The organism is Bacteroides sp., from assembly GCF_028690125.1.
Taxonomy (GTDB): domain Bacteria; phylum Bacteroidota; class Bacteroidia; order Bacteroidales; family Bacteroidaceae; genus Bacteroides.
Window position 1 is genome coordinate 46,854 of record NZ_JAQVBV010000001.1, and the last position, 22,938, is coordinate 69,791.

General features: G+C 39.4%; 15 protein-coding genes, 1 tRNA gene and 2 pseudogenes. 12 read left to right on the plus strand and 6 right to left on the minus strand.

Annotated features, from left to right (window positions below; all coding sequences use genetic code 11):
• Positions 1-8: 8 nt before the first annotated feature.
• Both ftsZ and PHO71_RS00185 read left to right on the plus strand, forming a co-directional pair.
• Positions 9-1,319 carry a cell division protein FtsZ gene (ftsZ, locus tag PHO71_RS00180; RefSeq protein WP_300197150.1) on the plus strand — a complete coding sequence of 437 codons (1,311 nt, stop codon included), beginning with the start codon at positions 9-11 and terminating at the stop codon, positions 1,317-1,319.
• A gap of 21 nt (positions 1,320-1,340) precedes the next feature.
• Complete coding sequence (locus PHO71_RS00185; RefSeq protein WP_300197153.1) at positions 1,341-1,790, plus strand: GatB/YqeY domain-containing protein; 450 nt, start codon at positions 1,341-1,343, stop codon at positions 1,788-1,790.
• Between the two features lie 371 nt (positions 1,791-2,161).
• Here the strand turns inward: PHO71_RS00185 and recO are convergent, their stop codons facing one another.
• Positions 2,162-2,890 (minus strand): DNA repair protein RecO, encoded by a 729-nt coding sequence (gene recO, locus PHO71_RS00190; protein ID WP_300197156.1) that lies wholly within the window; start codon positions 2,888-2,890, stop codon positions 2,162-2,164.
• Between the two features lie 207 nt (positions 2,891-3,097).
• On the opposite strand from recO, the gene PHO71_RS00195 reads away from it, so the two are divergent.
• The 5 genes from PHO71_RS00195 (at position 3,098) to PHO71_RS00215 (ending at position 7,817) form a co-directional block, all read left to right on the plus strand.
• Entirely contained in the window at positions 3,098-3,310 is a 213-nt protein-coding gene (locus PHO71_RS00195) for a hypothetical protein (protein WP_300197159.1), read from the plus strand.
• A gap of 273 nt (positions 3,311-3,583) precedes the next feature.
• Positions 3,584-3,655, plus strand: a tRNA-Glu gene (locus tag PHO71_RS00200).
• 41 nt (positions 3,656-3,696) lie between these two features.
• Complete coding sequence (rpsT, locus tag PHO71_RS00205) at positions 3,697-3,951, plus strand: 30S ribosomal protein S20 (protein ID WP_008763686.1); 255 nt, start codon at positions 3,697-3,699, stop codon at positions 3,949-3,951.
• Between the two features lie 199 nt (positions 3,952-4,150).
• Complete coding sequence (gene gyrB, locus PHO71_RS00210; RefSeq protein ID WP_300197168.1) at positions 4,151-6,109, plus strand: DNA topoisomerase (ATP-hydrolyzing) subunit B; 1,959 nt, start codon at positions 4,151-4,153, stop codon at positions 6,107-6,109.
• 379 nt (positions 6,110-6,488) lie between these two features.
• Complete coding sequence (locus tag PHO71_RS00215) at positions 6,489-7,817, plus strand: retropepsin-like aspartic protease (RefSeq protein ID WP_300197170.1); 1,329 nt, start codon at positions 6,489-6,491, stop codon at positions 7,815-7,817.
• Here the strand turns inward: PHO71_RS00215 and PHO71_RS00220 are convergent.
• The gene (locus PHO71_RS00220; protein ID WP_300197173.1) at positions 7,814-8,395 is read right to left on the minus strand and encodes a DUF3109 family protein; all 582 of its coding nucleotides are present in this window, start codon (positions 8,393-8,395) and stop codon (positions 7,814-7,816) included. The genes PHO71_RS00215 and PHO71_RS00220 overlap by 4 nt on opposite strands.
• A 98-nt stretch (positions 8,396-8,493) precedes the next feature.
• On the opposite strand from PHO71_RS00220, the gene PHO71_RS00225 reads away from it, so the two are divergent.
• Complete coding sequence (locus tag PHO71_RS00225; protein WP_300197176.1) at positions 8,494-9,180, plus strand: hypothetical protein; 687 nt, start codon at positions 8,494-8,496, stop codon at positions 9,178-9,180.
• Positions 9,181-9,286: 106 nt separating this feature from the next.
• On the opposite strand, the gene gpmI is transcribed toward PHO71_RS00225, so the two are convergent.
• Entirely contained in the window at positions 9,287-10,801 is a 1,515-nt protein-coding gene (gpmI, locus tag PHO71_RS00230; protein WP_300197179.1) for a 2,3-bisphosphoglycerate-independent phosphoglycerate mutase, read from the minus strand.
• 159 nt (positions 10,802-10,960) lie between these two features.
• On the opposite strand from gpmI, the gene PHO71_RS00235 reads away from it, so the two are divergent.
• Positions 10,961-13,417 (plus strand): thioredoxin-like domain-containing protein, encoded by a 2,457-nt coding sequence (locus tag PHO71_RS00235; RefSeq protein ID WP_300197182.1) that lies wholly within the window; start codon positions 10,961-10,963, stop codon positions 13,415-13,417.
• Positions 13,418-13,630: 213 nt separating this feature from the next.
• Positions 13,631-14,560, plus strand: a complete 930-nt coding sequence (locus PHO71_RS00240) for a magnesium transporter CorA family protein (protein ID WP_300197184.1) — start codon at positions 13,631-13,633, stop codon at positions 14,558-14,560.
• Positions 14,561-14,740: 180 nt separating this feature from the next.
• Here the strand turns inward: PHO71_RS00240 and PHO71_RS00245 are convergent.
• The 3 genes and pseudogenes from PHO71_RS00245 to PHO71_RS00255 form a co-directional block, all read right to left on the minus strand.
• Positions 14,741-16,279 (minus strand): annotated as a pseudogene (locus PHO71_RS00245) (DUF5723 family protein).
• A gap of 173 nt (positions 16,280-16,452) precedes the next feature.
• Complete coding sequence (locus PHO71_RS00250; RefSeq protein WP_300197187.1) at positions 16,453-17,055, minus strand: ribonuclease HII; 603 nt, start codon at positions 17,053-17,055, stop codon at positions 16,453-16,455.
• A gap of 446 nt (positions 17,056-17,501) precedes the next feature.
• Entirely contained in the window at positions 17,502-19,706 is a 2,205-nt protein-coding gene (locus PHO71_RS00255) for a sodium-translocating pyrophosphatase (RefSeq protein ID WP_300197190.1), read from the minus strand.
• Positions 19,707-20,261: 555 nt separating this feature from the next.
• On the opposite strand from PHO71_RS00255, the pseudogene PHO71_RS26135 reads away from it, so the two are divergent.
• Together PHO71_RS26135 and PHO71_RS00260 are read left to right on the plus strand one after the other, a co-directional pair.
• A pseudogene (locus PHO71_RS26135) lies at positions 20,262-20,518 on the plus strand (hypothetical protein); the annotation flags it as partial.
• 117 nt (positions 20,519-20,635) lie between these two features.
• Positions 20,636-22,825 (plus strand): alpha-galactosidase, encoded by a 2,190-nt coding sequence (locus tag PHO71_RS00260; protein ID WP_300197192.1) that lies wholly within the window; start codon positions 20,636-20,638, stop codon positions 22,823-22,825.
• Positions 22,826-22,938 lie beyond the last annotated feature (113 nt).

Sequence of the window (22,938 nt, forward strand, 5' to 3'; positions counted from 1 at the left end):
AATAAGATATGGACGAGATAGTACAATTCGATTTCCCGACCGACTCACCGAAAATCATTAAAGTGATCGGTGTAGGTGGCGGTGGCGGTAACGCTGTAAACCATATGTACCGGGAAGGTATACATGACGTAACTTTCGTTCTTTGCAACACGGACAATCAGGCATTGGCGGAATCACCTGTTCCGGTAAAATTGCAACTGGGCCGTAGCATCACCCAGGGACTTGGAGCAGGAAACCGTCCCGAACGGGCACGTGATGCAGCAGAAGAAAGTATTGACGATTTAAAAGATCTGTTGAACGATGGTACCAAAATGGTATTTATCACAGCCGGAATGGGAGGCGGTACCGGAACCGGAGCTGCTCCGGTGATTGCCCGTATCGCTAAAGAAATGGATATTCTGACCGTAGGTATTGTTACCATTCCATTCATCTTCGAAGGAGAAAAGAAGATCATTCAAGCATTGGATGGCGTAGAACGTATTGCTCAGCACGTAGATGCCCTACTAGTCATCAATAACGAACGCTTACGTGAAATATATGCAGACCTTACCTTTATGAACGCATTTGGTAAGGCTGATGATACTTTGTCTATCGCAGCAAAGAGCATTGCCGAAATTATCACAATGCGCGGTACAGTCAATCTGGACTTTGCCGATGTAAAGACTATCCTGAAAGATGGTGGAGTAGCTATCATGAGTACAGGATTCGGAGAAGGAGAAAATCGCGTAACGAAAGCTATCGACGACGCACTTCACTCTCCACTGCTGAACAACAATGATATCTTCAATGCTAAAAAGGTGATGCTGAATGTTTCTTTCTGCCCGACATCGGAATTGATGATGGAAGAAATGAACGAGATTCATGAGTTCATGAGCAAATTCCGCGAAGGTGTAGAAGTAATCTGGGGTGTGGCTATGGACAACTCGCTGGAAAGCAAAGTGAAAATTACCGTATTGGCAACCGGATTTGGTGTAGAAGATGTTCCTGGTATGGATAGCTTGCACGAAGCTCGGAGTCAGGAAGAAGAGGAACGTCAATTGATTTTGGAAGAAGAGAAAGAGAAAAACAAGGAACGTATCCGCAAAGCATATGGAGAAAGTGCCAATGGCATTGGCACAAAAAGTCTCCGTAAACGTCGCCATATTTATCTTTTCAACATCGAAGATCTGGATAATGACGATATCATTGCTATGGTGGAGGACTCTCCTACTTACCAACGCGATAAGACGACGCTTACCAAGATTAAAACAAAAGCCGCTCTCGAAGAGGAAGTAGCAACAGAAGAAGCTACTGACAGTGACGGAATTATTACTTTTTAGTAACTTAGATTATATAAAGATATGGATTTATTTGAAAAAGTCAGCGAAGACATTAAAAGCGCAATGAAGGCGAAAGATAAAGTAGCCTTGGAAACTCTAAGAAATATAAAGAAGTACTTCTTAGAAGCAAAAACCGCTCCGGGAGCTAATGATACTTTGACAGATGATGCTGCTTTGAAGATTATCCAGAAACTGGTAAAGCAGGGAAAAGATGCTGCTGATATCTACATTGGACAAGGACGTCAGGATTTAGCTGATGCAGAATTGGCACAAGTGGCAGTTATGGAAACTTATTTACCTAAACAAATGTCTGCCGAAGAACTGGAAGCTGCATTGAAGGAAATTATAGCAGAAGTAGGTGCTACCGGTGGAAAGGATATGGGTAAAGTAATGGGCGTTGCTTCCAAGAAACTAGCCGGACTCGCTGAAGGTCGTGCTATCTCTGCAAAGGTAAAAGAACTGTTGGGATAAGATTTCTCCAAACGTATTTCTTTATTCAACATATGGGGCGGTCCGAAATAATACGGACTGCCCTCTTTTATTTCTGCAAAATTTAGTTCTGACTTGATTATCCTGAAATCTCATATAACAAAATATCAAAAGATGTATAAGAGATGCACGGAAGATATATAAGACTTCAACGACTGAAGTAGTTAAAATGACTGGTCAATGAGAAGATATCGACCGGTTCTTTATCTACAATCAACCGGTTAAATTTGCCCAATAAACTTCAGTCTATCCAATTTACCATTCTATCTTCTAAAAATGAACATCTATTTTCACTCCGCTATGCTTCTCAATATTACACTATCTATCAGCAAAGCGCCCCTTTCCACTCATAATTAATCAAAAAGCTCCTTCAATACTTCCAAAGATTTCAATACCGGGAAATCCGATAGATGCAAGCGGTAATAATCATTGATGATTGTCAGGCAACGGATACGCTCTGTACGATTCATGGCGAAAAGATGCATCGTGTCATAGTTCATACGCATCAACTGGCGAAGGCGTCCCGCCTCTTCCGGATTAATATAAGAAGAATGTAACTGAGGACGCGTAGAAATAAAACTAGCATTCAACATATCAAAGTAATCGCCAATATGATAATCTTCGAGATTCGGGTAAAGCCCCAGAAAACGGGAAAGTCGCATCAAAAAAACCAAATGGAAATTGGCAAAACTATCTCTACACTCATCTAACCAGATAACCGAATGTTCCAGATAGGCAAACAATGGCCGATTCTCGGTTTCTTCCCGCATTGCCCGATAAAGAAATTCAGCCAAAAAAAGAGCCATCGACGATTTATACGGATCATATGGAATAGAGGAAAAAGGATAGAAAGATTTCGCTTCTTTAATACGATAAAGTGTGGCATTCGGACGATAATCTGCCTCGAATTCGATAAAAGACAGGGGCTGGAATAGTACGGACTTAACCGCTGCCTTTCGGGAGCGTGGTACTGCTACTAAAAAAGAAGCTCTTCCGGATAACTCCGTATATATATCTACAATAATAGACGTATCATTGTATTTTAGTGTGTGCAGAACTATACCTCTTGTTTTTTGCAGCATAACCGTTCATTGTTATAAATAAAACTGTGTGAGCAAAGTTAATATTAAAATCTTTGTTATCCCTATTCTCCTATGAGTTTTGTCTAGTTTAGAGCATGAACAAGAAAAATACCTTTTATTCGCCTAATACATTGGCATGAAGATCATCAACTCACCACAAAAAGCTTTGATCTCGAGGAAAAGTTATTTGAACTAACATATAGGCATTTGAAAGAGTATGCATATCATTTTCCCAATCAAACCAACAATGATTTATGTTATGCTTCACAATTCTATAAATATCTTTTCGATGATTATGAATGTACAAAAGGAATCGAGAAAGATGATGCTACCTCATTTTACAACAGGAGGGCACTAGTTTATCAAAACAACAAACTGTTTTATATAGATAAAGCAGAAAAATGGATAGAAGATTTCTAAATTAAATGAGCTATAATATAATAATTAAGGTAAGGATATAGTCCAATATTATACATATTTCCGACTGAGAGAAATATTTTATATAAAAGCAAGGACCGATATCTTACTGATTTTCAACAGATATAGTTATATACCAAACAAAACAACGACATTTTATCGAAAAAAAATACATCAATAATTTGTCAGTTTCAAAAAAGTTCATACCTTTGCATCCGCAATCGAGAAACAATCTCTGCTTCGAGAAAGCAACCTGCAGAAATGCAACAACAGGATGGCCCGTTCGTCTATCGGTTAGGACGCAAGATTTTCATTCTTGAAAGGGGGGTTCGACTCCCCCACGGGCTACAAATAAAAAAAATAAAGAACTAAAAAATAGATTAGTCGAGATGGCAAATCACAAATCATCACTGAAAAGAATCAGACAAGAAGAGACAAGAAGACTTCACAACAGATATTATGGTAAAACCATGAGAAATGCTGTTAGAAAGCTTCGTGCAACTACAGATAAAACAGAAGCAGTTGCAATGTATCCGGGCATTACAAAGATGTTGGATAAATTAGCTAAGACAAATGTTATTCACAAGAATAAAGCTAATAATCTGAAATCTAAGCTGGCTCTTTACATCAATAAGCTCGCTTAATAAATAGAAATTAAATAATTCTATATAGCATCCAGGCTGAACTATTAAGTTCGGCCTTTTGTGATTTAAGCCTCTGACTATTAAGTTTATCTCACAAAAAAAGAATACACGCTTATTCTTTATTTTTCACCTTTCATTCTTCGCTAAATCGACATTTTTCACTATATTTGCTCTGTTATTATAACTTAGAAAGGCAATTATGAGCGAAGAACAAATCACTCCCAATAACGGATCATATTCTGCGGATAGCATCCAGGTATTGGAAGGTCTCGAAGCAGTAAGAAAACGCCCTGCGATGTACATCGGTGACATCAGCGTCAAGGGACTTCATCATTTGGTATACGAAATCGTTGATAACTCTATTGACGAGGCACTGGCCGGATATTGCGACCATATCGAAGTGATCATCAACGAAGATAATTCAATCACAGTTCAGGACAACGGACGTGGTATCCCAGTCGATTATCATGAGAAAGAGAAAAAGTCGGCATTGGAAGTAGCCATGACTGTGTTGCACGCCGGAGGTAAATTCGATAAAGGTTCGTACAAAGTTTCCGGAGGTTTACACGGTGTCGGTATGTCTTGTGTAAATGCGCTGTCTACTCACATGACAACGCAAGTATTCCGTAATGGAAAAATCTATCAGCAAGAATACGAGATAGGTAAACCACTTTATTCCGTAAAAGAAGTCGGTATTTCCGACATTACAGGTACTCGTCAGCAGTTCTGGCCGGACGATACTATCTTTACTGAAATAGTATACGACTATAAGATTCTTGCATCGCGCCTACGCGAGTTAGCATATCTAAATGCAGGTCTTCGCATTTCCTTGACCGACCGCCGGGTATTAAATGAAGATGGAAGCTTCAAAAGTGAAAAGTTCCATTCGGAAGAAGGATTAAGAGAATTCGTTCGTTTTATTGAATCTTCACGCGAACATTTGATCAACGACGTGATCTACCTGAATACAGAAAAGCAAGGAGTTCCTATTGAAATAGCGATCATGTACAACACCGGATTCTCTGAAAATGTACACTCCTATGTCAATAATATCAATACCATTGAAGGTGGTACACACCTTGCAGGTTTCCGTCGTGCACTGACTCGTACACTGAAAAAATATGCAGAAGACAGCAAAATGCTGGAAAAAGTAAAAATTGAAATCGCAGGAGATGACTTCCGTGAAGGCTTAACAGCTGTTATTTCTGTGAAAGTTGCCGAACCACAGTTTGAGGGGCAGACCAAGACTAAGTTGGGAAACAACGAAGTAATGGGAGCAGTAGACCAGGCGGTAGGTGAAGTTCTGGCTTATTACCTCGAAGAACACCCGAAGGAAGCAAAAACGATTGTAGATAAAGTGATTCTGGCTGCTACTGCACGTCATGCCGCAAGGAAAGCACGCGAAATGGTACAACGCAAATCTCCGATGTCCGGAGGTGGCCTACCCGGTAAGCTTGCCGATTGTTCGGATAAAGATGCTACTAAATGCGAGCTATTCCTTGTCGAGGGTGACTCGGCAGGTGGTACTGCCAAGCAAGGACGTAACCGTATGTTTCAGGCTATCCTTCCGTTACGTGGTAAAATCCTGAATGTAGAAAAAGCGATGTACCATAAAGCATTGGAAAGTGAAGAAATTCGCAATATATATACAGCATTAGGTGTTACTATCGGAACAGAAGAAGATAGCAAAGAAGCCAATATTGGAAAGTTACGCTACCACAAGATTATCATCATGACCGATGCCGATGTCGATGGTTCTCACATCGACACACTGATCATGACGTTCTTCTTCCGTTATATGCCACAAATCATTCAGAATGGTTATCTTTATATTGCCACTCCCCCGCTCTATCTTTGCAAGAAAGGTAAAGTGGAAGAGTATTGTTGGACAGATGCACAACGCCAGAAGTTCATCGACACTTACGGAAACGGTTTGGAAAATGCGGTTCATACACAACGATACAAAGGTTTGGGTGAGATGAATGCTCAGCAATTATGGGAAACAACCATGGACCCTGAAAACCGTATGTTGAAACAGGTAAATATAGATAATGCCGCAGAAGCTGACTATGTATTCTCTATGTTAATGGGAGAAGATGTAGGACCTCGTCGCGAATTTATTGAAGAGAATGCAACGTATGCAAATATTGATGCATAATTTAAATAACACGTTTTTATAAACCAACCTCACATCTTACAACGAAGAAACGCCGGCAAACAAAGGAAAATCCTTTGTGCCGGCGTTTTTCTTTTATTTTTTCTCCACTTTCCCTTAATAAAATCTAATATTTAAACACTTTCCGAATCTGATTCACTATATTGGGCACGAACAAACGAAGAACGCCTATGAAAAATATTAATCCCTTAATTGCAAAGGTGAGATTATTCCTGACAGTATTAGCATCTTGTATCATAACAACCTGCATTTTTCTGATTATTATCCATCCGAGAGTTTGGATAATACCGATATGTCTAATCATAGCTATGATATTTTTACTAGTGGTTATAAACAAAGCCAAACGTAATCAATCACGAAAATGAAAAAAAGATTATTTGTCATTGTATTACTAATAAATACAACAATATTCCTATGTGCCCAACAGCCCGATGAAAGAATAGGAAACCTTATCAGCCAAGCTAAATGGTTCGAACTGCAGCGAGAGTATGCCATTTATAAAGATTCCCTATCCCCCTTTATTCATGATTTCGCAAGCAGCCTTCTCAGCTATTATTTCAATGAGCCTGATGCTCCCGAGAAACTGGGTAATATGATGAATAAACATGGACAAATGCTAGATTACCATAGCCAATTAAGTTGTGGCTATTTTATACATACCAGCTATGCCCGAATGGGGCAAAATGGCTCGGCGGCGGCTGTACTTTCTAGTATCATGAAACAGTTGGAAGGTCATTTAGACGAAAAAACACAATTGGAATATACTGATATGCTAAAGTCATACCAAACTTTAGCAAATGAAGGAGATATACTACAAGTACAACGCCCGGAAAAAGATATTATAATCCCCATCACAGTGGATAGTGTGGGGAAATATGGACAAAAAGCGATTCACCTCAATGGTTGTATAAACGGAAATCCACAGCAGTTCCAATTGGATACAGGAGCCGGACATAGTGTAGTCAGCCCGGAAATGGCAAAAAGATGTAAGATGAGAATCATCAGAGATAGCATAAAAGTAAGCGGTCTAAAAACGGGCTATGGACAACTGGCAATAGCCGACACTTTTAGTATTGGCGAAATGACATTTCACAAAGTACCTTTCCTCGTACTGAATATGAAGACTAATAATGCAGCAGCAGACTCTTTCATGAACAGTTTGAGAAGTCTCATAGGAGCAGATCTGTTAGCCAGGTTGGAGGAAGTCGAAATTAATTTTGATTCACTACAAATCAAAATCCCTCAAAGAGCTACTCCCAACCCACTCAAATATTCCAATTTGAGGTTCAATAATGAATACTTATGGACGATAGAGGTAACAAGTGGAACTGAAAATTTATCGATGCATTTCGATTGTGGAGCTGGCGGTAGTTCTTTAACAGGGAAGTATTTTAATAATCACAAAGAAATGATACAGCAAACAGGCAAACAAGATACGATAAGAGTTGCAGGTTTTGGTGGTATCATGCGAAAAGACATATACAAGCTACCGGGTTTCTGCATATCTGTTGGTCCTGTCGAGGGTTGTATTCCGGAAATTTACGCATACATTGATAGTGATTTACCTTTTTTTATTACCAATGAAGACGGTTGGTTCGGAATGGATTTATTCTATTCGTATGGAAGCATCACAATAAATCTGAAGGATATGTATGTGAAAACAACCCCTAAGAAACGATCTGACGGTTAAATGAGATGTTGCTTCTTCAATTCTTCTACAACTACTTCAAGTTCCTGATACCACTCTGTCCCAAACTTACGGATCAAGGGTTCCTTCAGGAACTGATAGATAGCAACATTTTCCTTCTTTCCTAACAAAACGGCAGCTTTACAAACATCCCAACGGTTGTAATTAACAGCTTTATATGGGCCATAATCACCAATCCGAATGGGATAAAGATGACAAGAAACCGGTTTATAGAAGTCTGTCTTTCCTTCACGAAAAGCTTTCTCGATAGCACAGTAGCAACATCCTTTTTCGTCATAGCAAGTGAAAACACAGTCTTTGCCATTAACAATAGAAGTTACCAGATCTCCCTCCTCATCTATATAAGCAACTCCTTGTTTTTCAATCATCGCACAAGCCTCCGGAGCAAGTTTATCCCAAATGATGGGTAACACTTCCTCTAATTTTTCTACTTCTTCAAGTGTTACTGGTGCACCGGCATCCCCTTCAATACAACATTCCCCCTTGCAAGCATCCAAATTGCAAAGAAACTTTTCGCGAATTACATCCAAGCTCACTACTACATCACCTATCTGAATCATATCTTTTTTAGTTTGAGTTTACAAAAATACGAAAAAGTAATAAAAGAGATTTTTAAAAACTTATATTTGTATTTATCAAACCTCAAAAACTTATATCTATGAGAGTATTACTATTCATTTTCCTGATTACTTCCTGTAATTGTTGGGGACAAAATTTGAAAGAATTATTTCCCAAAATAGGAGAAACAATCAATCTAAGCAATGAAGGAGAAAAGAAATTTCTCCAGGCACTCAAAAGCTCAGAACTTATTGATGGCAAAGAAAACTACTGGGATATTATCGGAGTAAGTTGCAGCTTCTATTGTGCCTGTGGTTTAGGCGAACTTTCAGCCTCTTCTGAATTAAAACCTCAACACGGCCTGTCTTACCGCGCTCAGAATGCTCATGATCTCAGTTACCGGACAGCCTGGATTGAAGGAGTTCCGGGATATGGTGCCGGAGAATATCTTGTATATCGCTTCCCTCCTGAAAATCCACGCATTACAGATGTCATTATCATTAATGGATATGTCAAATCGGACAAAGCATGGCGGGAAAATTCACGGGTTAAAAGACTAAAAATGTACGTAGATGGGAAGCCATACGCTATACTGAATCTACAAGATAGCAAAGACCAACAAATTTTCGCTGTAGAGCCAATAGGCCATAGCAATCGTACAGATGAAAATCTAAGCAAAATGTCAGATATAGTGCTGAAATTTGAAATAGTAGAAGTATATCCGGGAGAAAAATACGATGACACAGCTATTACTGAAATCTATTTTGACGGAATAGACCACCATTAAACGGTGCTAATTTAAAAGCCTCTAAAAACAAATTATCCCTGTTACAAAATTGTAGCAGGGATAAAGTCTGTGAAACGAGACAATAGTCTCGCTATGTATCAGCAAGTTACTTAATCAAGATATTTCCGTCCATATCAGCCGGATTCTCCAGACCCATAATCTTCAAGATAGTCGGAGCAACATCTGCTAAACGACCGTCCTCTACTTTCGCAGCTTTGTTTTCTGTTATATAAACACAAGGAACAGGATTCAGAGAGTGAGCAGTGTTCGGAGTACCATCTTCGTTCAAAGCACGGTCTGCATTACCATGGTCAGCAATGATAATCGCTTCATAATCCTGAGCCTTAGCAGCTTCAATTACATCTTTTACGCAAGCGTCTACTGCAACCACTGCCTTTTCAATAGCTTCGTAGATTCCGGTATGCCCTACCATGTCGCCATTAGCAAAGTTCACTACGATAAAATCATATTTGTTTTCATTGATAGCAGCGACCAATTTATCTTTCACTTCGTAAGCACTCATTTCCGGTTTCAAGTCATAAGTAGCAACTTTTGGAGACGGAACGAGGATACGGTCTTCTTTATCGAATGGAGTTTCACGTCCTCCGTTGAAGAAAAATGTTACATGAGCATACTTTTCTGTTTCGGCAATATGTAACTGACTCAATCCTTTAGAAGCAAGATATTCGCCCAAGGTATTAGCTACATTCTCCTTATCAAACAAGATATGAACACCTTTGAAAGAGGCATCATACGGAGTCATACAATAATATTGCAGACCCGGAATAGTATGCATACCTACTTCCGGCATATCCTGCTGAGTCAATACAACTGTCAATTCTTTTGCACGGTCATTACGGTAATTGAAGAAGATTACTACATCACCTTCTTTAATTGTCCCATCAACATTAGCATTTACAATCGGCTTGATGAATTCGTCCGTAACACCTTCATCATAAGATTCCTGCATAGCTTGAACCATATCAGTCGCTTTCTTGCCCTCACCGTTTACCAACAAGTCATATGCTTCTTTCACACGTTCCCAACGTTTATCACGATCCATAGCATAGTAACGACCAATGATTGAAGCAATCTTACCTGCTGACTTTTCGCAATATGCAGAAAGTTCTTCAATAAAACCTTTACCACTCTTCGGGTCAGTATCACGACCATCCATAAAGCAGTGGATGAAAGTGTTTTCGATATTATATTCCTTAGCGATATCACAAAGCTTAAACAAGTGAATCATGGAACTGTGCACGCCACCATTGGAAGTTAATCCCATGAAGTGAACGTTCTTTCCGTTTTCTTTTGCATAAGAGAAAGCAGAAACAATCTCCGGATTCTTCAAGATACTATTATCAGCACAGGCACGATTGATTTTTACCAAATCCTGGTAAACGACACGTCCGGCACCAATATTTAAGTGACCTACTTCGGAGTTACCCATCTGTCCGTCGGGCAGACCTACATTTTCACCGCTTGCCTGAAGTTGAGAATGAGGATAATTATTCACTAGATAATCCCAGTAAGGAGTGGGAGTGTTGAAGATTACGTCGTCTTTCTTTTGGTCGCCTAGTCCCCAGCCGTCGAGGATCATTAAAAGGGCTTTCTTGCTCATAATATTTCAATATTTAAATTATCACTCTGATTTTGGGTGCAAAGGTACAAAAAAGTTAATTACGTAAACGTTTAATCTATGTTAAGTTGCAAGACCTGAAAGTATCAACTTATGGATATTTTCTTTTCTTTGTAAAAGTATAATCAATAAATCAATGTTATGAAAACAGCTCTACTATTCTTCGTGCTACTATTCTCAGGAGTACTCTCTGCACAGACAATCGACAATCCCTCTTTCAAAGCCCGTTCAGGAAGTATATCCAATATTACGCGCATTGAACGAACCTCTGAAAATACACGTCTTTACATACATGCCATTTTCCGCCCTCATTGGTGGATCAGCATGGACGGTGACGAATATTTGGAAGACGCAGATACCGGAAAAAAATATATGCTCAAAAGTGCAGAAGGCATCGAAATAAAAAAAGAAGTTTATATGCCCGCTTCGGGTACTATGGATTACGTGCTGGTTTTCGAGCCTCTTCCGAAAGAAACTAAAACCATTCATTACATCAGCCCTAGCGGAGATGATTGGAATACTTTTGATATCTCATTAACTCCACAAAAAGGGAAAAAAATCTCCCCGTTGCAAGAGATCAAAGGAAACTGGTATCGCGCAGATATTTCAAATAGATGGGAGTATGGTGTATATGATTCGGTGAGCATTATGGAAAACCAAATTTTCACCAACGAAAGTATCCGTAAAAAAGGGAAACGGATTGAGCTGACAGCCAAAGACAAAAAGACCGGTGAGACTGCTTCTGTAGTATTTACCAAACAAAAAAATGGAAACTATAAGATACAGATTAACGGAGTAAACGAATATGAGTATACCCAGCAGAGTATACCGGCAAAAGCAGCTGCATCCAAAAAAGATTTTCAACAGTTCTTCCATAGTGATACTACATATATTCAAGGATATATTGATGGCTACGACCCCCGTCTGAAGTTTGAGACCGGACTTATTTATCTTGAAAATGTAGTTACCGGAGAAAGTTACCCAACCGTTGTCCCAATAGCTCCTGATGGTAGTTTCACTTGCAAATTTTTAATCAGCCACCCCATTGAGAGTGCTATAACTCTAGGGCATAGCTGGATTTCATTCTTCATTGAGCCCGGGCAGACTTTAACCATGTATATTGACTGGGAATCAGTACTGGCACGCAGTCGTGCACGTAGTTACAATGAACCCAGTTTCAAAACAGATTATATGGGACCTTCAGCCGATCTCTCCTATCTTCTAAGAGATTACGATGAACTGTATTCTTTCGATTACGGAGATCTAGCCAAACAGCAAAAGACATTGTCTCCAAGTCAGTATCAAGAACACATGAAACCCACCTTTGCGCAGTGGGAATCAATCGCCGATTCTGTCATCCGTGCCAATGAAACATCATCCAAAGCCGTTCATCTGATAAAGAATAAACTAGCCGTGCAGATGGCTGTCCCTTGTTTCGAGTTCCTCATGGGCAGAGATTACTATGCCCGCGAAGACACCACTAATCAGGTTCTGAAAATTAAAGAAGATGCTTCTTACTATGATTTCCTGAAAAAGATGCCACTCGACGACGAAGTACTTCTGGCAGACAACCAAACTGGAGTTTTCATTAACCGATTTGAATATATGGATCCATTCGATCAAAGATCTGCTTCCGGAACGGGAGAATCAATGACTATTATATTGACTTATCCAAAGAAGCCACTTCTCACTTTCCTTAAAGAAAAAGGAGTGAAACTGAATGCCGAACAGGAAGCTATCCGGTTAAAGCATGAAAAACTAGCAGGCAAAAGCGTGAGTATGTCTTTTGATGAACATAAGAAAGAGAATGATAAATTGGCTGAACTATATAAAAAAGAGGAAAAACTTGTGCAAGAATATGGAAATTTATATAAAGAAATTATATCTGACGAAGAAAGAAGCAGAGATGAATTATCTAGAGAATATGCAGAAGATGCCCGCAAAGATTCGATTATTACTGCGCTATGTGGCAGGAAAAACCCCGTCATGTGGCAAATTGCTAAAGCCCGTGCACTCAACTACCGTTTGAAAAACATTAAAACCAGAGAAATTGCCAGTGAATATATTGATCATATGAAGCAATCTTTCACAATTCCGTATTTAAGCCAAGAAGCCGACAGAATGTTGAACCTTACCCATCCCGAGAACAAAGAAACATCCTATCAACTCCCCAAAGGAAAAGCTGCGGACATTTTCCGCAATATTATCAAGAACCATCCGGGCAAGATACTTTTTGTTGATTTTTGGGCTACTTCGTGCGGACCTTGCAGGCACGGAATAGAAACAACTGCGGACTTACGCAAGAAATACAAAGATCATCCGGAATTCCAGTTCATTTACATCACCGGGGAAAAAGAATCTCCGAAAGGAGCTTATAACGAATATGTGGAAAAACATTTGAAAGGAGAAGCCAGTTATTATGTTACCGAAACGGAATTTAATTATCTGCGTGAGTTATTCCACTTCAATGGAATCCCCCACTATGAACTAGTAGAAAAGGACGGTAGCATTTCCAGAGAAAACGTTGATGCCTATAACCTTAGCAACTATCTGGAACACCGTTTCAACTCTCCACAGTCTGAAACCAAAGAGCCATAAACAGAATAACGGCAAATAAAACAAATCCTAAAAAAGCAATGCAAAGTCGGAACTCTTAAATGTTTTCCGTACTTTTGCGTTGCTTTAAAATAAAATGATAGAATATGGACGATTCAAACCCACGAACGTGCACAATTAGTATTAATTAAAGCGAACAGAGTCATTGAACGCTAATGCCTCTGCTCGTGTAAACAAACGAAAGGAGGCAATAAGATGAGAAAGTATCTTTATTGTGAAGCCGGCTTTGTGGAAAAAGCACAATGGCTGCCCAACAGCTGGGTGAATGTAGTATGCCCGGACAATGACGACTTTGAGTTTCTGACCCAGACTCTGAAAGTTCCCGAATCATTTCTTACAGACATCGCTGATACGGACGAACGTCCGCGTACCGAAACAGAAGGCAATTGGTTATTGACCATCCTTCGTATTCCGGTGCAAAACAAACAGAATGGAAATCTTCCCTTCACTACTGTGCCCATTGGCATTATTACCAATGACGAAATTATTGTGACCGTCTGTTATTACGACACCGACTTACTGCCGGATTTTATTGGACACACTCGTAGAAAAGGCATTGAAGTACGGAACAAACTCGATTTAAGCCTCCGGCTTATCTATTCCTCTGCTGTATGGTTTTTGAAGTATCTGAAACAGATCAACCTGGATATCAGTGCTGCGGAAAAAGCTTTGGAAAGGAGTATCCGTAATGAAGACCTTCTCCGACTAATGAAATTGCAAAAAACATTGGTTTACTTCAATACCTCTATCCGCGGCAATGAGGTAATGATCGGAAAGCTACAAACCATTTTCCAAGATACCAATTATCTGGATAAAGACTTAGTGGAAGACGTTATTATTGAATTGAAACAGGCTCTCAATACAGTGAACATTTACAGCGACATTCTTACCGGAACAATGGATGCATTTGCCTCTATTATCTCCAACAATGTAAATGCCATCATGAAACGTATGACGAGCATCTCTATCGGGTTAATGATTCCAACTTTAATCGCAAGCTTTTATGGCATGAATGTAGACATTCATCTGGAAAATACTCCACACGCATTTGCGCTTATTATTTTTTGCTCTGTCGTACTTACAGCATTAGCATTTATAATCTTCCGAAAAATAAAATGGTTTTAAAATAAGACCAACTCTCTCAAATGAGTTATCAAGATTAAATTACGAATAGCAAATTACTTAAAATAAAGCAGCCTGTCTTTTACATCTCTTCTAAGGGAGATATGATGACAGGCTGCAATTTTTATACGTTTTTTCTTCTATAGAGAATATAAAAAGAGAATGTTAAGAGAGAAAATCTATTTATCCTTCCTTATTAGGCTTCTTTCCACCCAACGGAATAGAAACTCCAATATATGCATTCACTGAATTAGAATTCTTTCCCAAGAACATATAGTCAGTTCCAAGGAATAAAGCACCTAGTTTCAAGCCAAGACCGAAAGACTTACCGGCCGATTGAATAGCAGAGTAACTCAATGCTACATTAAACCAGTTTTTCGGACGATAGTTTGCAGAAAAAGTCACTTCTGTAAGTGCGTCAGGCTGCACAAAACGGGTAGTAGATAATACACCCAGAGCCAATTTATTATTAAAGAATCCATATTCACCTCCCAATACAAGAGTAGATGCTAAACGAGATTTACGAGACTTTTTCGCATCCGCTACTTTGAGTTGCAACATATCGTAGTCAAGCACATCGCCACTTGTTACACGATTCATATAATTATCGGCATCAGACTCTAACTGACCTACAGCATTCATAACAGTTTGCGGATTATTCGGATCAATCATTCCTGTATAGGTGCTTCCTTCTATATTAAAAGGATCCGGATTAGCAGAGGCTATTTTCGTACTTTCCTTTGACCAGGAAATAAAACCCAAATCAAGAATGGAGGCCGAAACTGTAAAATTATCCATGATCTTATACGAAGCACCCAGGTCAATTCCAAAACCATAACCGGCAATACCCAGTTTGTCACTATCAAAATCAATATCATCAATATAACCATCTTTTTCAGGTAGTTCCAATCCTTTAAAAGAGCTTTCCAAACTAGCACCTATAGCTAGATTAGCATGATAATTACCAAACTTATCTTTTAATTTCTGAGCTTCAGCCATTGCTTCAGAAGGGTTCATGTTATTCCAATAGTCCTCACTTGACCAATTGCTAATTTCCATTTCACTTGGCAAATTGGCACTCATTGACACCCGGTTCAGTTTCAGTTCCATATTACCAATACCTAACAAAACTTTCACTCTGGCACCAACAGTCAAACGGCTGTTAATCTGGCGAGACAGTCCCAACCCTACTTCAGTATAAGACTGAACATTTACTTGCTGATTGCTAATATCATAAGCACTATTTCTCCAGTTATCCTCAATAACATCCATTTCGTTCAAGAAGGTAAACATTGATTTTCTCAAGTTCGCACCTATATCTGCACGAATTCCGACATTGAATGACCAGAAGTTCTTGCCACTATACCATCCTGCAGAAAGAATGTCTGTATTAATGTTCACATTCAACTTATTCTTATCTTTCAGACGTCCCAGAAAATCAGGATTTGAATAAAAGTTACCACTATTATCAATGATATCAATAATATCCTGATAACCTAATGAAGAAGAATTTACAGAAGCATTGAAAGAACCGATAACCGGAAGATTGAAATAACCCCGGGTTGGAGCCAAAGCCGGATTTAGTTGTTAGCGATAGTGTGTACCTTCCATAAAATAAGAAGTACGTAAAAACTGTGCATTTGTAGGCAAAGTGCAAATCACCATTAGAAAAAATACCCCCATTGTCCTCATCATTGAGGAAAGTAGTTTGTTTGTTGTCATGATTTTCATTCTTTTTAATTCTTGTTGATGGGTGCAAATATAACGTATTTAAATAACAATTAAAAGCACTAGGAAACATATTTTTAATACATAAAGAACAAAAAGAAGCCTACAAGAGGTAATATCAGACCATATATGCAAAAATATGTAGAAATATTATCTACACATTCCTGCTAAAAACTTAAACTTAATTGACCGTCACCAAGAAGATTGAAAGTCATCCGATGATAAGGAGTTGTTCCCCGTTCGGCAATAGCAGCACGATGCTTCTTTGTTGGGTATCCTTTATTATGGTCCCAGTCATAATAAGGGTACTCTTCATGAAGACGATTCATATAATCATCCCGATATGTTTTTGCCAGAATGGAAGCAGCAGCTATCGAGAGATATTTTCCATCACCTTTTATAACAGTCGTGTGGGGAATATCGGGATATTTATTGAAGCGGTTACCATCAATCAACAAATGTTGAGGACGTATGGACAGTTGGTCCACAGCACGATGCATGGCTAAGAAAGAAGCACGCAAAATGTTTATTTCATCAATTTCTTCGGGAGAGACAATTCCAACTGCCCAAGCAATTGCATCTTTCTCAATCACTTCGCGAAGAGCATATCGTTGTTTCTCGCTAAGTTGCTTCGAGTCATTCAATAATTCGTTCTTAAAATCCTTGGGAAGAATTACGGCAGCAGCATAAACAGCCCCTGCCAGACAACCTCTGCCAGCTTCATCACAGCCGACCTCTGTCAAGTCTTTATTTAAGTAAGGTAATAGCATTCAGATATAATTTATTCGTACCAAAGGTATTAAAAAAAGTACAAATAGCGTTGTCTATGAGAATAATAATTTAATAGAGAAAAAGTTCTTTCCCGGTTGCAAACTACATTTTCTTTAATAGAGAACTTGTTTTTGATTAAAAGAAAACTATAATCGCAAGCTCTGAATATATAGTCAGAAGCTTTGATTACATATCCGCAAGCTATGATTATATAATCACAGCTTGCGGATATAGTTTTCTCCTAATAAAAAGAGGTTTTCCATTAGTAAAGAAGAAGTTTTCTCCTTAAAGTAACAGCATTTTATATTAATTCAAATACTGACATCTCATGATAACTCATATTTTCTCTATATTAGCTATCAGATCGTCCTGCACATAAAAGAAGCAATTCCTTCATCCTATACTCACTGAATTGTTTTTATAGAATTAAAACACATTAGAGCTATCAGAACAAGCTCCATGTTACAGTCAGCCCAGCCATCACAATGGCTACCATACTCATAAGCTTGATCAAGATATTCAAACTCGGACCGGAAGTATCTTTAAACGGGTCGCCTACAGTATCGCCAACCACTGTTGCTTTATGCACTTCACCACCTTTTCCTCCTAAGTTTCCTTCTTCAACATATTTCTTCGCATTATCCCATGCACCACCGGCATTCGCCATAAAGATTGCGAGTACAAATCCGCTACTTAAACCACCGATCAACAGCCCAAGAACACCCGGTACACCAAAAATGAACCCTGTCAGGACTGGAGCAACAATAGCAATCAGCGAAGGTACTACCATTTCACGCTGTGCACCTTTGGTTGAAATAGCCACACAACGTTCATAGTCAGGTTCTGCTTCTCCGGTAAGAATTCCTTTTATTTCACGGAACTGGCGTCGAACTTCATCCACCATATGTCCAGCCGCCCTACCTACTGCATTCATTGTCAATCCGCAGAATAAGAAAGCCATCATTGAACCGATAAACATACCCGAAAGAACTTTTGGATTCATCAGATTCACTTCATAATAATTCATGAAATCTATAAAAGTTGCATCTGAAATACTAACAGAATCTCCATTCGAAAAGATCAGATTAGTACTCCCAAGTCGGGTCAGACCGATACGAATTTCTTCAATATAAGATGCTAAGAGTGCCAAACCTGTAAGAGCGGCTGAACCGATAGCAAATCCTTTTCCGGTTGCAGCTGTTGTATTTCCCAAAGAATCAAGCGCATCCGTACGTTTACGGACTTCAGCACCCAAGCCAGACATCTCAGCATTACCTCCTGCATTATCGGCAATCGGTCCGTAAGCATCTGTTGCCAATGTGATACCTAGTGTAGAAAGCATACCCACCGCAGCAATACCGATTCCATACAACCCCATTCCAACATTTGCAAAATCTCCATTGGCAGCCAACAGATAGGAAGCAATAATACCAATAACCACAGCAACAACAGGAATAGCCGTAGAAATCATACCCAAACCAATGCCGGAAATAATTACGGTAGCAGGTCCTGTCTTGCCACTCTCACTCAACCGTTGAGTAGGACGATAAGATTGAGAGGTATAATATTCCGTAGAACGGCCTATAATAATTCCAACTACCAAGCCAACTACTACTGCACCCGAAATCCACATCCAGTTATCCAACTGCAAAAGCCAGAGGATTAAGAAAGTGGCAATCACAATGAGTGCGGAACTAAGATTCGTTCCCCACGCCAGAGAGCCAAGCAAGTCTTTCATCGTTGCATTCTCTTTCGTACGGACAGAGAAAATACCAATAATTGACAGAATAATACCGACAGCTGCTATTAACATCGGAGCAATAACTGCTTTAAACTGCATGACTGTATCATCAGAATGAATAAAAGCCGCAGCACCCAATGCAGCCGTTGCCAGAATAGAACCGCAATAAGACTCATACAAGTCAGCACCCATACCTGCAACATCACCTACATTATCACCTACATTATCGGCAATAGTTGCAGGATTACGCGGATCATCTTCGGGAATACCTGCTTCTACTTTGCCAACCAGATCGGCACCTACATCGGCAGCCTTCGTATAGATCCCCCCACCTACGCGGGCAAAGAGCGCCTGTGTAGAAGCTCCCATTCCGAAAGTTAGCATAGTGGTAGTAATTACACAAAGTTTATGAGTCGGAGTCAAAGCATCGGCGGGAATGACCTCATTCAATAACAGATACCAGAAAGAAATATCGAGTAATCCAAGCCCTACAACTACCAATCCCATTACCGCACCGCTCCGAAAAGCAATTCTCAATCCTGCATTCAGCGAGTTGCGTGCAGCATTAGCAGTACGTGCCGAAGCATATGTTGCAGTTTTCATTCCCAGAAAACCGGAAAGACCCGAAAAGAAACCACCTGTCAGGAAAGCTATAGGAACCCAGCCATTCTGAACATCAAACCCATATGCCATAATAGAGAACAAAACAACCAATCCCAAAAAGACACAGCCCACAATCTTATACTGTTGCTTCAGATAAGACATCGCGCCTTTACGCACAGCAGCGGCTATCCTTATCATTTGAGGAGTACCTTCACTCTCTTTCATCATCTGCTTATGGAAGTAATAAGCAAAACAGAGGGCTAACACAGAAGCGGCCGGAACCAGCCAAAATAGAATGCTATCCATAGAATTAATTTTTTAAAGGGTTTACAAGCCCTAAAAATATAGATTTCTGATGAAATAAACAAATTAATTAAAACTAATATAACAAGGATAATCAGTGAGAAATCCGATAACAATATTTCTGCATTCTTTAGTTACAAATAACCATCTGATATATCTTCTGCCAGTCATAAGAATAAAGTACATACTAAACCCACATAGTTATCAACACTATGAAACGAAGTGAATGTTTATACTCACACTTTTTGTCTTCTAAAAGATTTTCCACAACCTGCCCCCGTTTATGAGTTGGGGCAGCATTATATCCCTATTAAGACTCTTTCGATGCAATTTAACCCTCATATTAAAAGATAAGGAAACAAAGAAAACTACTATTTGCAAACGCTTGTATTGGACTAAAATAGTTCTTAATATTGTAGGTACAAAAACTATAAAAGGCAAAACTTTATAAGTATACTAATTATGTCAATAAACAATGAAATAAAAATCAGTCTTTATATGATCGCTGTCACTATCTTTTTATGTGGATACCACAATCACAATGCTTGAATAGAAAAGGCTTTGGGACTTGCCAAAAGTAATTGGCCGGAACTGGAAAAGGTGTTAGAATATTATCAAAACGATTCTCTAAAACTGGAAGCCGCCAAGTTTTTAATCCGTAATATGCCGGGCATTATTCATTAGCAGACAGTTCTATTAACAGATATTCCGATATAAATGTTCCTGCCGGAGCCTTATATTGGTTGAGAGAATTGACAAAAAGAGAAGAGGAACATATATTCACATATGAAAGCGAGAAACAAGTTTGGTGGTAGCCCCATAATTTGTTAAACATTAAATCTTCAAGTTATTCATACATAAACAATATATTCATTATCTTTGCGATGAGCTTATATAGTTTGTAAACTAGCCCCATTTATTATTAAAAACAGATGAAGAAATTATTTGTATTATTAATGGCATTATCTATGTTAGCGCAGATAAATGCTCAAGAAAAGAAAATCTTCCGTATTTCTACGGACAACACAGACTTAGTTTTGCAAGTTGCACCTAACGGACGTCTTTATCAATCCTATCTAGGTGATAAGTTATTGAACGAACAAGATCTCAATAACTTTTCATATGCCGTAAGAGGCGGTACAGATGGTAGCGTCTCTACCCGCGGTTGGGAAGTATATCCGGGTTCCGGTGCAGAAGATTATTTCGAACCGGCTTTAGCAATTACGCACCACGACGGAAATCCAAGCACGATATTCCGTTATATCTCTTCCGAACAGAAAGAGGTTAATGGCGGAACAGAAACTATCATTAATTTAAAAGATGATCAATATCCGGTAGAAGTGACATTACATTATATCGCTTATCCAAAAGAGAATGTGATCAAGACTTGGAGTGAAATCAAGCATAACGAAAAGAAGCCGGTCAATTTATGGCGTTATGCTTCTACCATGCTTTATTTCTCCAATACTAATTATTACCTGACCGAATTCTCCAGTGATTGGGCCAAAGAAGCAAGAATGAGTACACAGCCTCTGTTGTTCGGCAAAAAGGTGATCGACACCAAATTAGGTAGTCGTGCTGCCATGCACACCCATCCTTTCTTCGAACTTGGTCTGGACCAGCCGGTTCAAGAAGCTCAAGGACGTGTAATGCTGGGAACGCTTGGATGGACCGGAAACTTCCAATTCACTTTTGAAGTAGATAATGTAGGTAATTTACGTGTTATCCCCGCTATCAATCCATACGCCTCTACTTATGAATTGAAAGCCAACGAAATATTCACCACCCCGGAATTCATATTCACTTTCAGTAATAACGGTACGGGTGAAGCCAGCCGAAATCTCCATGCATGGGCACGCAACTATCAATTGAAAGATGGGAACGGAGACCGCCTCAGCTTACTGAACAACTGGGAAAACACTTACTTCAATTTCAACGAGGAATTGCTTGCCGAGCTGATGAAAGAAGCCAAGCACCTCGGTGTAGATATGTTCTTACTTGATGACGGATGGTTCGGTAACAAACATCCGCGTAATGACGACCATGCGGGACTTGGAGATTGGGAAGTCATGAAATCCAAACTTCCCGGTGGTATTCCTGCCCTTGTAAAATCGGCCCAAGAAGCCGGAGTGAAATTCGGAATCTGGATTGAACCGGAAATGGTGAATCCCAAAAGTGATCTATTCGAAGCACACCCCGACTGGGCAATACATCTGCCAAATCGTGAAACATATTATTATCGGAATCAATTGGTGCTTGACCTTAGCAACCCAAAGGTACAAGACTTTGTATTCGGAGTAGTAGACAAGATTCTAACAGAAAACCCTGAAGTTGCCTTTTTCAAATGGGACTGCAACTCCCCTATTACCAATATTTACTCTCCATACCTGAAAGACAAACAAGGACAGCTTTATATCAATCACGTACGCGGTATTTACAATGTGCTGCAACGTATCAAAGAGAAGTATCCTAATGTACCGATGATGCTCTGCTCTGGTGGTGGGGCACGCTGCGACTATGAGGCACTGAAATACTTCACCGAATTCTGGTGTAGTGATAACACCGACCCGGTAGAACGTCTCTTCATCCAATGGGGTTTCTCACAAATCTTCCCTTCCAAAGCGATGTGTGCACACGTGACTAGCTGGAATAAAAACACAAGTGTAAAATTCCGTACCGATGTAGCCAGTATGTGTAAACTTGGTTTCGACCTCGGCCTGAAAGAGTTGAATGCCGACGAACTAACTTACTGCCAAGGCGCAGTAGCCAACTGGAAGCGCCTGAAATCTGTGATTCTGGATGGCGATCAATACAGACTTGTTTCTCCATACGACGGAAATCATATGTCTTTAATGTATGTCACTCCCGATGCTTCAAAGGCTGTACTATATTCATTCGACATTCATCCACGTTTTGGCGAGAAACTATTGCCTGTAAAACTCCAAGGACTCGATGCCCGGAAGATGTACAAAGTGAAAGAGATTAATTTAATGCCAAACAGGAAATCTAATCTGGACGTCAATGAAAAGACTTACTCCGGAGATTATCTGATGAAAGTAGGTATTAATGCCTTTACTACTCAACAGACTAATAGCCGCGTAATTGAATTGACGGCAGAGTAAGTAATAAAAACTCTCCTGTTAAAAGAGAAATGTTGCAAAAGTAAAGATTCTACCTAGATGGTCATCTTTACTTTTGCAACATTTACTTTAAAAGTCTAATCGTTTTTCTGCAA

Coding starts and splice junctions, on each gene's coding strand:
- ftsZ (WP_300197150.1), top strand. CDS start 9: ATGGACGAGATAGTACAATTCGATTTCCCGACCGACTCACCGAAAATC.
- PHO71_RS00185 (WP_300197153.1), top strand. CDS start 1,341: ATGGATTTATTTGAAAAAGTCAGCGAAGACATTAAAAGCGCAATGAAG.
- recO (WP_300197156.1), bottom strand. CDS start 2,890: ATGCTGCAAAAAACAAGAGGTATAGTTCTGCACACACTAAAATACAAT.
- rpsT (WP_008763686.1), top strand. CDS start 3,697: ATGGCAAATCACAAATCATCACTGAAAAGAATCAGACAAGAAGAGACA.
- gyrB (WP_300197168.1), top strand. CDS start 4,151: ATGAGCGAAGAACAAATCACTCCCAATAACGGATCATATTCTGCGGAT.
- PHO71_RS00215 (WP_300197170.1), top strand. CDS start 6,489: ATGAAAAAAAGATTATTTGTCATTGTATTACTAATAAATACAACAATA.
- PHO71_RS00220 (WP_300197173.1), bottom strand. CDS start 8,395: ATGATTCAGATAGGTGATGTAGTAGTGAGCTTGGATGTAATTCGCGAA.
- PHO71_RS00225 (WP_300197176.1), top strand. CDS start 8,494: ATGAGAGTATTACTATTCATTTTCCTGATTACTTCCTGTAATTGTTGG.
- gpmI (WP_300197179.1), bottom strand. CDS start 10,801: ATGAGCAAGAAAGCCCTTTTAATGATCCTCGACGGCTGGGGACTAGGC.
- PHO71_RS00235 (WP_300197182.1), top strand. CDS start 10,961: ATGAAAACAGCTCTACTATTCTTCGTGCTACTATTCTCAGGAGTACTC.
- PHO71_RS00240 (WP_300197184.1), top strand. CDS start 13,631: ATGAGAAAGTATCTTTATTGTGAAGCCGGCTTTGTGGAAAAAGCACAA.
- PHO71_RS00250 (WP_300197187.1), bottom strand. CDS start 17,055: ATGCTATTACCTTACTTAAATAAAGACTTGACAGAGGTCGGCTGTGAT.
- PHO71_RS00255 (WP_300197190.1), bottom strand. CDS start 19,706: ATGGATAGCATTCTATTTTGGCTGGTTCCGGCCGCTTCTGTGTTAGCC.
- PHO71_RS00260 (WP_300197192.1), top strand. CDS start 20,636: ATGAAGAAATTATTTGTATTATTAATGGCATTATCTATGTTAGCGCAG.